This is a genomic window from Dethiosulfovibrio salsuginis, from assembly GCF_900177735.1.
Classification (GTDB): domain Bacteria; phylum Synergistota; class Synergistia; order Synergistales; family Dethiosulfovibrionaceae; genus Dethiosulfovibrio; species Dethiosulfovibrio salsuginis.
Window position 1 is genome coordinate 22,690 of the sequence record NZ_FXBB01000028.1, and the last position, 11,410, is coordinate 34,099.

17 protein-coding genes are annotated in these 11,410 nt (G+C 53.0%); 16 read left to right on the forward strand and 1 reads right to left on the reverse strand.

Annotated features, from left to right (window positions below; all coding sequences use genetic code 11):
- The first annotated feature begins 4 nt into the window (after positions 1-4).
- From B9Y55_RS13290 to B9Y55_RS13725, 4 genes are all read left to right on the forward strand, one after another.
- Positions 5-157 carry a hypothetical protein gene (locus tag B9Y55_RS13290; RefSeq protein WP_159448312.1) on the forward strand — a complete coding sequence of 51 codons (153 nt, stop codon included), beginning with the start codon at positions 5-7 and terminating at the stop codon, positions 155-157.
- Complete coding sequence (locus B9Y55_RS13295; RefSeq protein ID WP_159448313.1) at positions 154-294, forward strand: hypothetical protein; 141 nt, start codon at positions 154-156, stop codon at positions 292-294. The genes B9Y55_RS13290 and B9Y55_RS13295 overlap by 4 nt, the downstream gene beginning before the upstream one ends.
- A 133-nt stretch (positions 295-427) precedes the next feature.
- Complete coding sequence (locus tag B9Y55_RS13385; protein WP_085545191.1) at positions 428-610, forward strand: hypothetical protein; 183 nt, start codon at positions 428-430, stop codon at positions 608-610.
- Complete coding sequence (locus B9Y55_RS13725; RefSeq protein ID WP_143340900.1) at positions 567-710, forward strand: ribbon-helix-helix protein, CopG family; 144 nt, start codon at positions 567-569, stop codon at positions 708-710. Before B9Y55_RS13385 ends, B9Y55_RS13725 begins: the two co-directional genes overlap by 44 nt.
- On the opposite strand, the gene B9Y55_RS09855 is transcribed toward B9Y55_RS13725, so the two are convergent.
- Complete coding sequence (locus B9Y55_RS09855) at positions 707-946, reverse strand: hypothetical protein (protein ID WP_085545192.1); 240 nt, start codon at positions 944-946, stop codon at positions 707-709. The genes B9Y55_RS13725 and B9Y55_RS09855 overlap by 4 nt on opposite strands.
- Before the next feature lie 213 nt (positions 947-1,159).
- Between B9Y55_RS09855 and B9Y55_RS09860 the strand changes: the two genes are divergently transcribed.
- From B9Y55_RS09860 to B9Y55_RS09915, 12 genes are all read left to right on the forward strand, one after another.
- Positions 1,160-1,996 carry an antA/AntB antirepressor family protein gene (locus tag B9Y55_RS09860; RefSeq protein WP_200806662.1) on the forward strand — a complete coding sequence of 279 codons (837 nt, stop codon included), beginning with the start codon at positions 1,160-1,162 and terminating at the stop codon, positions 1,994-1,996.
- A 192-nt stretch (positions 1,997-2,188) separates the two neighbouring features.
- Positions 2,189-3,001 (forward strand): PD-(D/E)XK nuclease family protein, encoded by an 813-nt coding sequence (locus tag B9Y55_RS09865; protein ID WP_085545193.1) that lies wholly within the window; start codon positions 2,189-2,191, stop codon positions 2,999-3,001.
- The gene (locus tag B9Y55_RS09870) at positions 2,989-3,639 is read left to right on the forward strand and encodes an AAA family ATPase (protein ID WP_085545194.1); all 651 of its coding nucleotides are present in this window, start codon (positions 2,989-2,991) and stop codon (positions 3,637-3,639) included. The genes B9Y55_RS09865 and B9Y55_RS09870 overlap by 13 nt, the downstream gene beginning before the upstream one ends.
- Positions 3,640-4,143 (forward strand): DUF669 domain-containing protein, encoded by a 504-nt coding sequence (locus B9Y55_RS09875; RefSeq protein ID WP_085545195.1) that lies wholly within the window; start codon positions 3,640-3,642, stop codon positions 4,141-4,143.
- On the forward strand, positions 4,115-5,626 hold the full coding sequence (locus tag B9Y55_RS09880) for a DEAD/DEAH box helicase (protein WP_085545196.1): 1,512 nt from the start codon (positions 4,115-4,117) through the stop codon (positions 5,624-5,626). The genes B9Y55_RS09875 and B9Y55_RS09880 overlap by 29 nt, the downstream gene beginning before the upstream one ends.
- Positions 5,627-5,660: 34 nt before the next feature.
- Positions 5,661-6,056 (forward strand): Holliday junction resolvase RecU, encoded by a 396-nt coding sequence (locus B9Y55_RS09885; RefSeq protein ID WP_159448314.1) that lies wholly within the window; start codon positions 5,661-5,663, stop codon positions 6,054-6,056.
- Positions 6,008-8,383 carry a phage/plasmid primase, P4 family gene (locus tag B9Y55_RS09890; protein WP_159448315.1) on the forward strand — a complete coding sequence of 792 codons (2,376 nt, stop codon included), beginning with the start codon at positions 6,008-6,010 and terminating at the stop codon, positions 8,381-8,383. Before B9Y55_RS09885 ends, B9Y55_RS09890 begins: the two co-directional genes overlap by 49 nt.
- Positions 8,384-8,646: 263 nt before the next feature.
- Positions 8,647-8,832, forward strand: coding sequence for a hypothetical protein (locus tag B9Y55_RS09895; RefSeq protein ID WP_085545199.1), 186 nt, complete (start codon positions 8,647-8,649; stop codon positions 8,830-8,832).
- The gene (gene dcm, locus B9Y55_RS09900; protein WP_085545200.1) at positions 8,816-10,117 is read left to right on the forward strand and encodes a DNA cytosine methyltransferase; all 1,302 of its coding nucleotides are present in this window, start codon (positions 8,816-8,818) and stop codon (positions 10,115-10,117) included. The genes B9Y55_RS09895 and dcm overlap by 17 nt, the downstream gene beginning before the upstream one ends.
- Position 10,118: 1 nt before the next feature.
- Complete coding sequence (locus B9Y55_RS09905) at positions 10,119-10,811, forward strand: hypothetical protein (RefSeq protein ID WP_085545201.1); 693 nt, start codon at positions 10,119-10,121, stop codon at positions 10,809-10,811.
- Between the two features lie 150 nt (positions 10,812-10,961).
- Complete coding sequence (locus B9Y55_RS09910) at positions 10,962-11,180, forward strand: hypothetical protein (RefSeq protein ID WP_085545202.1); 219 nt, start codon at positions 10,962-10,964, stop codon at positions 11,178-11,180.
- The coding region (locus tag B9Y55_RS09915) for a nucleoside triphosphate pyrophosphohydrolase family protein (RefSeq protein WP_085545203.1) at positions 11,177-11,410 on the forward strand (234 nt) is incomplete at its 3' end. The genes B9Y55_RS09910 and B9Y55_RS09915, both read left to right, overlap by 4 nt.

Genomic DNA, 11,410 nt, shown 5'->3' on the forward strand with positions numbered 1-11,410 from the left:
AGCAATGACGACAGAGATGGAGCGACTGAAACGTGCATTCGAGGCAAGCGGGACAGCGGTGTTCGAGACGGGGGCCGGGCAGGTCCTGATCAAAAACGGCAAGATGGCAGGCAAGGACGAGGCTCTCTTAGACCTTTGCGAGGTGATGGGGATATGACGAAAGAGCTGATCTGTTTGCTGGTGGCGAACGGTCACATCCGGTATGGCGATCTTAAGCGTAGGGCAAAGGTTCGGAGGATCGTCAAGAGAGCGGAGCGGATCATCAGAAGGACGCTGGTATGTGGTGGCTTGTAAGGCTAGCCAGGCTGATCAAACGGAAGATATGGGGCCCTCGGTGGTATGAGATTCCAAGGCACCGACTAGAGGTTCCCATCAAAGAGGTCCTGCCACCGGGGCAGGTGAGCAGGTTGTATCAGGAGGTTAGGAGATGAACGGAACCTGGGGACATCGGAAACCCAAGGAGATAGAGGACATTTGCTTCATCCCATACCAGATGAAAAAAGAATCCGCCAGAAGAGGCGAAGCTAACCGGCTGAGGTTGGCGGAAGAAAGGAAAGTGAGTAGCTGTGAAAACTCCCAAGAAAAACCTCACCATCCGGCTAGATCCTGATGAGCTTGAATGGCTTGAAGGAGAAGCCAAACGTCAAGTCAGGTCAGTGGCCGGATTGGTGAGGTGGTTGATCGCTCAGTACAGAGAGAAGGAAAACTAGAACGGAATATTGTCCGTCTCTCTTTTTCTAAGAAGCTCTTTGTATTCGCTGACAGTCATAATCATTCCCTCATCAGGGAAGTAATGCAGGCTGTTTTCAGATAGGTACTGATTCATAGAGTTCGCAAGGAAAAACAGGACTTGGTTAGCAAGAGGACGCATTTCTCTGTCTGCGATCAATTGAAGTTGCTCTCTCATCTCGTCTTCTATACGGATAGTAAGGTTTTTTTTCGCCATGCTTACACCTCCTATGATGGCTCTCTTTGATTGCTTATTATAACATGAGCGTTTTTCTGCAAGCTATTTGATTGCGTTTGATGTTGACAGCAATCGTTTCGAGTGCTATATCTAAAGCAATCTAAAGCAATGCGATTGATGGAAGTGTCCGAATGTGCGGTCGAGATTATCACGAGTGCTCAGACGAGAAGATAGCGGCTTGCGAAGTGGGATATGGATCATCACGGAGGAAAGATAGAAAGGGTGAGAAATGAGATGGAAGGACTGAAGGTGCTCGAAAGTGGTTTGGTTCCGGTCTACAGGGATTCGGAGTGGCAGGTAGTGGATGCTCGGGAACTGCATGGGTTCTTGGAGAGTAAGAGGCAGTTTGGAAATTGGATAGAGGATCGGGTTGATAAGTATGGCTTGGTAGAGGGGGAAGATTACGTTTTGGTTTTTAACAAAACTGGTAAAAACCCCTCAGGCGGTCGTCCCGCCAAGGATTACCTCCTAACCCTCGACGTCGCCAAAGAGCTCTGCATGGTGGAGAACAACGAGCGGGGGCGTCAGGCGAGGAAATACTTTATCGCCGTCGAGAAGGCATACCGGGAAAGCCTAGTGATGATCCCCAGGGATTACGCCGCCGCTCTTAGAGCACACGCAGACGAGGTAGAGCGCAGAGAGCTTGCGGAGAAACAGAGAGACATCGCCATCAGAACGAAAGCGGAAATCGGGAGTCGTCGAGAGGCCACCGCCATGGCGACAGCATCCTCAGCGGTCAGGAAGGTCACGTACTTGGAAGATCGTCTAGGGGAAGGGAAGAACTGGAAACAGTGTAAGGCCGTTCCCTGGGTGCTGGATTACTTCGCCCCGTCCAAAGGCATGTGGTCGGTTCTGGGCAAGAAGATGGCGGCTCTTTCGGTGGATATGGGCTACGAGGTCAGGAAGATCGAAGACGAGAAATACGGCAACCTCAACGCTTACCACGTGGACGTCTGGGAAGAGATGCGTTGCCGGGTGGATACAGACCAGAACATGATGGGAAAGTACAGAAGAGAGCTTGCATCATGAGAGTAAAAAAGAGCCCCGCTCGGCGGGCACCGAGACAGGGGCAAAAGCAAAACACTTTCAATGCCTCATTTTACCACGAAGGGAGCCGATAGCAATGTGGTTTCCCAACCCTAGAGATTACGACAGTGCGGAGGACTATTACCGGGACCGAGATGAGGCTCTAAGAGAGACCCAGAACGAGGAGGAGAGACCATGGCGAGACGAATAGACCTTACGGCATCGATGATCAGGGCGTACAAGTCATGTCCCAAGCTATACGAGTTCCAGTATATCCACATGCTCAAGCCAGAGAAGACCCCTACGGCATTGGAGACCGGAAGCAACTATCACGCTCAGCTTGAAAGGCTCCTCACCGGGCAGGGCATAGACGACACGGGACTGCCGGGGATCATGGCTGAGGCTTTCGATAGGTTCATACCCTGGCGGGATTGGAAGATAGCTAAGGTCGAGGAAGAGTTTGACTGGGCGATAACTCCCTTCCTGCACATGAGGGGCAAGATCGACGCCGTTTGTTCAGATGGGATTCCTGTTGAGCATAAAACCGCAGGACAGAGCATCGGCACAGAGACGACCTCAGGGCTGAAATACGTAAACCATTTGGCCTGGGACGATCAGGTGTCCTACTACCTGTTGGCTCTCTCCCTCCTGAGGGATGAGCCTGTGACAACCGTCAGATATACGGTATGCCAGAAGCCCTCCATTAGGCTCAAGCAGGGCGAGACCGAGGAAGCATATCTGGATCGGTGCAGGGAGTGGTACGACGATACGAAGGTCAGGTTTTTCGAGGTGCATCGATCGAAAGAGGAACTTGATAGGACGGAAACAGAGGTTCGAGGGCTGGCGAGCGAGATCCGGCGGAGAAAGATTTTCTACAGGAATCCCTCCCATTGCTCCCTTATGGGGTGTTCCTACGCCTCTATATGCCTGGACTACGACCCGGAGATCATAACGGGATTCGTGAGGAAAGAAAGAGAAAGTGAGGAGCTTGCGACATGCAGATTCTAAAGGCAAAGGATATCAAAGCGGACAAACAGACCCTTTTTGTATATGCCCCTCCAGGCTTCGGGAAGACCACCCTGCTGGGCGGGTTGCCCGGATCTACCTTGATCGTAGACGTGGACCAGGGCACGTCAGTCCTACAGGGCAACGCCAATGTGGACATAGTGAGGCTGGAACCTTCACTTAGAGACCTGCCTGAGTTGCTATCCATGCTGGAGAAAAAGAACGACTACGACAATGTCTGCATCGATTCTCTCTCCGAACTTGAACGGGCCATGCTCACCGCCTATGGCCGAGATGGAAAGAACGACGGAGCCCCTGAGATGGGGCATTACCTCAAGGTCCAGTACAAACTTGCGGACTACTGCCGTCGCTTCAGGGCCCTGAGTGGAAATACCGTATTCACCGCATGGGAGGAGCTGAGGGAGTTCGTCGCCCCCTCGGGGGAGAAATACACCCAGGCAAGGCCTCTCCTCGGGGGAAAGATAGTGGACCTTATCTGTGGCCTGTGTGACGTGGTCGGTAGGGTTGTCATATCCCAAAAAGACAGAGAGAGGTACATCCAGCTGGAGGGATCGAGCACCGTGGTGGCGAAGGACCGCTTGCAGAAGCGGAGATTTTGTAAATTTGAGGAGCTGGTATAGATGATCAACTGGAGATTTAACTCAAACAACTATGACCCGAACAAGTCTTTCGAGTTGGTTCCTGTGGGAGACCATAGGGTCCGTATAGAAGAGGCTGAGGAACAGGTCAGCAAGACCGGCAGGGACATGATCAAGCTGACGTTGGCGGTTTCAGGACATGGCTCAAAGCTCTTTCACTACATCGTGTTCATGGAGGATCGGCCAGAGATCACGGATCAGAACCTTGGGCAGTTATTCGATTCCTTTGGCATTCCCGTTGGGGACATGAATCTCAATAACTGGATAGGCAAAGTGGGAGCAGCCAGGGTGAAGCACGAGCTATACGACGGCAAGCAGCAAGCCAGGATGTCCTACTTTATCCTCCGCTCCAAGCAAGGGGACCTTCCTCCCTGGGTAGAGAAGGGCAACGGAGCTTCCTCCTCCTACAGCACCCCGAGTAACGCTCCAAGATCGTTCAGGGAAGATTACGCCGCAGATGAGGAACTTGTTGACGTCCCATTTTAAACTGCGCCCATATCAAGAGGAATGCCTCGCCTCAATACCGGAGGTCGGGGCATTCCTCGTACAGATGGCCACAGGGCTCGGCAAGACGGTCACGTTTTCAAATATCCCCAGAAGGGGACGGATGCTCCTTCTCTCCCATAGGGAAGAGCTTGTAAGACAGCCAGCGAAGTATTTTCCCTGTTCTTTCGGCATAGAGCAGGGGAAGAACCGGTCAAGAGGTGAGTCGGTAGTCTCCGCCTCTGTTCAGACCATCTCCAGGCGGCTGGAGCATTTTGGACGTGATGATTTTGACCTGATAGTGACCGACGAAGCCCACCACGCCGTGGCAAAGACCTACCGCAGGATATTCGACTACTTCCGCCCCCGGCTTCACGTCGGCTTTACCGCCACCCCCAACCGGGCAGATGGCTTAGGCCTTGAGGGGATTTACGAAGATATCGTCTTCGACAGGGATCTCCCTTGGGGGATAAAAAACGGCTGGCTTTCGGATATCTACTGCATAAGGGCACGGATAGACTTCGACATATCCCAAGTGGCCAGACGGCTAGGAGATTACGCCCCGGGAGAGCTTGAAAAGGCGGTGAACATAGAGAGTGCCAACCAGGCTATCGCCGATGTCTACAGACAGTACGCCAAAGGTCCTACTCTTATTTTTGCCGTCAGCGTAGCCCATGCCAGAGCTATAGCGGAGAAGATCCCCGGAGCGGTGGCCATATCAGGAGGCCAGGACAGGAGCAACGCTGTGGAGGCCTTCGCAAGAGGGGAGATCCCCTGTTTGGTGAACTGCATGGTCTTTACCGAGGGGACCGATCTCCCCGCCGTGGAGACGGTAATCATAGCCAGGCCAACCCAGAACATCGCTTTATATACCCAGATGGTGGGGCGAGGGACCAGGCTAAGCCCAGGGAAGGACCACCTCACCTTGATCGATTGCGTTGGAGTGTCCGAGAGCTCCTGTCTGTATACCGCTCCCTCTCTCGTTGGGCTTGAGCCTGAGCTTATACCTGAGAGGGTGATAGACGAGGTTCAAGGACCTCTTTTCGATCTCCCTGAGATAGTAGCGAGGGAGATGGACAAGCCGGAGTTCTACATCAAAAACGTGGAGTACGTAAAGCTCTGGGCGAAGAAGATGAAGTACCAGCTACATGGGGTCAACTGGTTCAGGATGCCCGATGGCTCGATGGTACTGAGCAAGCCCAAGCTCAGAATCCCACCTCCAGACCACCTAGGCCGAATACACCTCTGTAACGGCGAGGTCGTCAAGGCCCAGAGGGTGTACGACAGGGTCTACAAGTGGCTGTGCCGGGATCACTCCGACTCCAGGGCGTTGTGGGATGTAGGTCGTGCAAGGAACGGATGGGGGGCCTATATGGCGACGGAAAAACAGAGGGAGATGGTTTGTCGCATGTTTCCGGAAACCGATGTAACCAACATGACCAAGTTCGAGGCTAGCCAGATTTTGACGAGGGTCTTCAATGGCTAGGCGAGGATACCGGTTCGAGCACGAGATAGACCGCGTGATCGCGTATTTAGGTAGTTGCGGCATCCACGGACACAAGAACCACGCAAGGAGAACCGTGGATGGAGTTTTTTTAGAGGGGGAGCCTTTCGACTATGAAGTCTTCTCCAATGGGAAGCTACATTGTTTTGACGCTAAAGAGAGCAAGACGGCCAGATGGAGCCTTAAAAATGCAAAGCCCGCTCAGGTGAACGCCCTTATCCAATGTGCTAACCACGGAGCTGAAGCCTATTTCCTGGTTCATTTCGAGGGGAGTGGGGTGAGACGTTTTGACGCTGAGCAGGTTAAGGCCGCTATGGCAGCAGGGAAAACCTTCCTGACGGCCGATGAAGGGAGGCCATGGGATTGGGAGGAACTGACAGGATCCAGAGGATCAAGGAAAAATACAGCGTAATCTCCTACGCCAGGTCGGTCCTGAATATCCCGGTCCGCAAGACAGGCGATCGATGGAAGTCGTTCGGCGGAGGATCCAATCCGACCTGTGTAGCCTTCTATGAAGACTGGTGGTACGACTTCAAGCTTTGTGTGGGTGGCGACGTAATAGACCTCTGCGCCGTCGCCAGGCACAACGGAGACAAGGGAGCGGCCATAAGGGAGCTCGGCGGAGATGATCCGGGATGGCGGGAGTACACCCAGCGATTAGGTGACATGTGTTTTAAGTGGCATGAGAGTCTGGAAGAACGACACCGCCTCTATCTGTATCGGCGAGGAATCCGTAAAGAGACCGTAGACCGTCTAAAAATTGGGTTCGATGGTTCTCGGTTAGTGATTCCCTACTGGAAAAACGGTTACATCGCTTATTACGTATCCAGAGTTTTATCACAAGACGTGAAAAAACAGGGCGAAATTATCACGGATACCCCCGAAATTATCACGCCCGATGATAATAACTCTAGTTCAGATTCAAAGAAACCAGTTCCAAAATACAAAAAAGCCCCCTTGGATGGCATGAACGAGAACATACCCTGGGGATTGAACACCTTGGACCGAGACAGTTCAGTTTTAGTCATCACCGAAGGGGCATTCGATGCCCTCTCCTTTGAGCAGGAGGGGTACAAAGTCCTGTCCCCCATGGGTGGCCATTTCAACAAGGAATCCCTAAAGCAGGTCCTTGATATCTGCAAAAGCCAGGAGACGGTGTTCCTCTGTTTTGATTCAGACGACGCAGGGAACCGGTTCCAGTCGAACATGTCCCAGATGCTTTTCCGACACCACGTCAATTTCCGGTGTGGAACCCTCCCTGAGGGGGTTAAAGACGTCTCGGATTACTACGCCGAGGCTGGGGATTTGAGGGAGCTTGTCGCCTCTGCCGAAGACGGGATAACCGTCATGTGCCGACGTCTGACGGATCGACAAGAGTTCAAAACGTTTATATTCCAGGCCGCCAGATATGTAGGAAAAGCGGAGCTGGTGGAGCTTTTCGACCTCGTTAGCTTCCCTAAAAGCTGGCTGGATCAGGTCAAGAAGCAGGCCTTATCCCCCCCACCGGAGGACCTAATCGTCAGGGAGATAAAGGATAAACACAGGCTCAAGTTTTTCGACGCTCTGGGGTTCTACGAATACGACCAGGGTGTCTGGAAGCGCAGGGGAGACAGCGAGATCAAGGGGTATATATCGGAGGCTCTAGGGACCTACAGGTCTGGTGGCAGGGTGAGTTCTATTTTCGTCCTGCTGAAAGCGGAGACGGTCTCGACGGAGCGGTTCAACGCTCAATCTGTGTTCAACTTCAGGAACTGCGTTTTGGATCTGGAGACAGGGGAGCAAAAGGAGCATTCGGAGACGTTTATGTCCTCCGTCCAGGTTCCCTACGACTACATCCCCGATGCCTACGCCCCTAGGTGGGCCTCCTTCGTCGAGGATGTCTGTCTCGGAGATGAGCGGCGGATAGCTTTGCTTCAGGAGATCGCCGGGTATGTCCTCTTCTCGGATAACTCCCTCCAGAAGTGTTTCTTCCTGATAGGGGATGGAGCCAACGGCAAGAGCGTTTTTTTGGATATCCTGGCGGACCTGTTCGGTCTGGAGAACGTCTCCAACGTGGAGATGAGCGGGTTGGTCGAGCCGTTCCAACGGATTCACCTGCTGACCTCGATCGTCAATATCTCCACAGAGACCAGGACGGACGTTAAGGGAGCCGAGTCGATCTTCAAACAGATCGTCGTAGGCGACATGATAAACGGTTGCTACAAGAACAAGGACTTTTTCACCTTCCGGCCCAGGACCAAGCTGATAATCGCCGGAAACGAGTTTATTCAAAGCCGGGACACCACGACAGGCTTCTTGAGAAGGATGTGTTTCGTAGGGTTCAACGCTAAGTTTACAGACTCACCGAAGCTGGAGCACGGGGAGAAGAAGGCAGACAAGGGGCTTACGGACAAGCTGAGAGAAGAGCTGCCAGGCATCTTCAACTGGGCCTATCAGGGGTACAAGATCCTGCGAGAAGCGAAGGAATTTACGGTGACCGGTGATCAGAGCGAGCTAATGGATAGCTTCATGAGGACCACAAACCCTCTGATGGGGTTCATGGAGGAGACGGAGCTATCCGGCAGGATTCCGAGGTCTGAGCTTTACAAGATGTATAAAGACTGGTGCCATGACGCAGGTCATGAACCTATGAGTAGGACTAAGTTTATTCAGAGGTTCAAGCAGACCATAAAGCAGGTGGGAATTGAGGTGTCTGAGGCAAAGTCCGATGGGGAGAGGCAGTTTATTTTCCCCAGATAACCCAGGGCACTTAGGGCACTTACAGGGCACTTATAAAAAGCACAAGTGCCCTGTCTAAACCCTTGCTATTACTGTCTTTCTTTACTTTAGGGCACTTAGGGCACTTTAAAAAGAGTAGTAAGTAAGAAAAGAGGGAGTAAAAAAATATACTAGCGGTAATAGGTTTACCCCCTCAAAAGTGCCCTGAAATGGTGTAACCCCGGTGTTTGCAATGCTTTGTCCAGGGCACTTATAAGTGCCCTGTGGAAAAGGAGGAACTCAATGTGGTCTTGAATATAAAAAAGCAAAGCAATGGGCTGTACACGGTCGACGTGCTGAGGTTTGAGTCTCTTGCCTCGGCAAGGGACTACGCTACTTGCATGTCGAAAGCTAAGGGCTGCGAATATTTTATGTCTCCGGAGTGCAGGGAGGAGTGGGAGAAGGGGCCGTGCAATGTTGATGGAGCTTAAATCATCTGTGCGCCTGAGGCTCCTGAAGGACGAGCTCTTCCGGGCTCCGACGGTCTCCCGGCGTTCCGAGATCCGGCGGGAGAGAGCCAAAGGGGGCCTTTTTAATGGACAAAAGTGGACATGGAGAAAGGTTATGAAGGGCCTCTCTCTTTTTAGCGGTATAGGTGGGCTAGACTTGGCCGCTGAATGGGCAGGCATAAAGACCGTTGGTTTTTGCGAGATAGAACCGTTCCCCGTGGAGATCTTGAAAAGGAGGTGTCCGAATGTTCCAATCGTTGACGACGTGCGAACAGTGCATGGAGACGGATGGAAAGCAGTTGACATTGTTTTCGGAGGATTCCCCTGTCAGGACCTCTCCGTCGCAGGGAGACAAAAAGGATTGTGGAACGAAGACGGAACACCTACAAGAAGCGGACTCTGGTTTGAAATGCTCCGAGTTATTCATGAAATCCGACCCCGTTGGGTACTGGCTGAAAATGTCCGTGGAGCAGTCAATAAGGCCCTCGATACAGTGCAATCCAGCTTGGAGGAAGAAGGCTACAAAGTCTGGAGCCTCGTCATACCTGCTTCTGCGGTTGGTGCGCCCCACAAACGGGAGCGATTATTCGTCGTCGGAGCAAGGGAGGATGTGGCCGACGCCATGTTAATCGGATTACAAACGGAGAGGCCCGAACAGAAAGCAACAGGGGCTGCCGGATGTGATGTCCTTGTGGAGGACCCCGGACGCCAATTGCTCCAGGGGCGCAAGTTCACCGGAGCGGATGAATATGAAGGAGAAATTGGGATTGCCGATATCTCTGAACGATCAGGTAGCACATATTGGCCGACCCCCTCAGTCTGCGGAAACAACAATCGAAAGGGGTTGAGTCCGAACAGTGGCGACGGACTGGCCACGTCGGTCAAGCTCTGGCTCACGCCTAAGACGCCGACCGGTGGGGGAAAGCCGGAGAGATCCACACCCGGTGGGGGGCTTCGGAAGATCGAGGATCAGGTAGCTCAGGTCTCGTCTGGGCAGCTTAATCCCGATTGGGTCGAGTGTCTTATGGGATTCCCCCTCGGCTGGACCGATCCTGATTGCGACGTGCCAGCATTGCCTCCCGGTTGGCCGATGCCGATGGGGGTCACCCAGTACGAATGGGAACCTCCAAGGACGGTGAAGGGGATGCCGCATCGATCGAAGAGGTTGAAGGCCCTTGGCAACGCCGTAGTGCCTCAACAGGCGTATCCCTTGTTTCGGGCGATAGTAGAGATGGAACGAATGAGTAGAGAAAGTGAGGTGGCGTGATTTGTTTATCGCAAACAGCATATCTTGCAATAGCAGTTATTTTAAGACCCGTCAGGAGGCAAAATGGGCAGCTTTTTTTACTTTATGTGGCTGGGAATGGACTTACCTACCTGGGGTCTTCGGGGAATGGGTCCCTGAGTTTTCTATCAAGGGAGCTTCGGGGGATATCTTTGTGGATGTGCAGTCAGTAAGCAGTGTTCCTCGTGCTGCTTTGAAGGAGATACGCAGGGCAACGGCAACCCACCCTCTCCACTGTTTAGTCTTGGGGAAGTCTTTCCTTCGTGCCTCTTTTGACGATGAGGTCAGGATGTTGGGGTGGGAGTTATCACCGTCAGAGATACTAGACCTCCCTTTAGATGATGATGATATCGATGAAGAGGATGCGTGGGATCAGGTTGTTTTGCGCCGGTGGGAGGGAGCCCCTGGGTTTTGTTCATATCTTGGTGATTATACGGACAGAATTAGTGGGAAGCATGATGGCAGCGACTGTTCTTGGGGCGAAGAGTGTGAGAGCAACGACGAGCTTTTTTTCTCACAGCTCTGGCAGGAGGCAGATGAGGCTGTAGCCAGGGAAGCAGGAGAATATAGGCGTAGATGGTCTGTCCCAGAGGGCGGGGAGACTGGGGCCCTGCTTCACAGAATCATGCTAGCGATGCTGGATGAGGTTATTCGGAAAGCGAGTGGTAACGAGTGAGCAACAACTTCACAGGGAATCATGAGGTGGACCCTAGCGTATGGGCGAAGGAGCTTTGCAAGCAGCACCCGGAGATAGATGAGGACCGGCTGATTGGATGGTTTGCTAACTCCATTATGGCCGGGCGTGGGAGAAGTGGGTGGTGCGCCCATGACCGTGGTTAGTCCCATTTTGGGGCACACCACCCTCCTCTACGCCTGCCCCCACGATCCCATGAGACAGGCTCACGCCTGGAGCGAGAGAGACGCTGAGGTGGTGATAGGGTGCCTCAAGTGCCCGAGAGAGTGCCCGGGGCCGGACCATGTTGTTGACCTCAACAAAATGGACCCCGACGGCGAACTATGGGAGGAGCTTAGGGGTGCTATATGATCCAGGATAGTGTTTACCGCCAGGTGATCGATCTCTTCGGAGCTGACCACCAGATGGATCAAGCGATCGAGGAGTGCGCTGAGCTTGTCGTCGCTATCAGGCACTATCGGCGTGGCAGAGCCAGCCTTTCCGACATAGCGGAGGAAATAGCGGACGTGGAGATCATGATGGCTCAGCTTAGGCACGTGGTTGGGGATACCCTCGTGGAGAGGGAGAAGGCGAGAAAGTTG

Excerpts from the sequence above, each read along its gene's own strand:
- B9Y55_RS13290 (WP_159448312.1), top strand. The coding sequence starts at position 5 with ATGACGACAGAGATGGAGCGACTGAAACGTGCATTCGAGGCAAGCGGG.
- B9Y55_RS13295 (WP_159448313.1), top strand. The coding sequence starts at position 154 with ATGACGAAAGAGCTGATCTGTTTGCTGGTGGCGAACGGTCACATCCGG.
- B9Y55_RS13385 (WP_085545191.1), top strand. The coding sequence starts at position 428 with ATGAACGGAACCTGGGGACATCGGAAACCCAAGGAGATAGAGGACATT.
- B9Y55_RS09855 (WP_085545192.1), bottom strand. The coding sequence starts at position 946 with ATGGCGAAAAAAAACCTTACTATCCGTATAGAAGACGAGATGAGAGAG.
- B9Y55_RS09860 (WP_200806662.1), top strand. The coding sequence starts at position 1,160 with ATGGATCATCACGGAGGAAAGATAGAAAGGGTGAGAAATGAGATGGAA.
- B9Y55_RS09865 (WP_085545193.1), top strand. The coding sequence starts at position 2,189 with ATGGCGAGACGAATAGACCTTACGGCATCGATGATCAGGGCGTACAAG.
- B9Y55_RS09870 (WP_085545194.1), top strand. The coding sequence starts at position 2,989 with ATGCAGATTCTAAAGGCAAAGGATATCAAAGCGGACAAACAGACCCTT.
- B9Y55_RS09875 (WP_085545195.1), top strand. The coding sequence starts at position 3,640 with ATGATCAACTGGAGATTTAACTCAAACAACTATGACCCGAACAAGTCT.
- B9Y55_RS09880 (WP_085545196.1), top strand. The coding sequence starts at position 4,115 with ATGAGGAACTTGTTGACGTCCCATTTTAAACTGCGCCCATATCAAGAG.
- dcm (WP_085545200.1), top strand. The coding sequence starts at position 8,816 with ATGTTGATGGAGCTTAAATCATCTGTGCGCCTGAGGCTCCTGAAGGAC.
- B9Y55_RS09910 (WP_085545202.1), top strand. The coding sequence starts at position 10,962 with ATGACCGTGGTTAGTCCCATTTTGGGGCACACCACCCTCCTCTACGCC.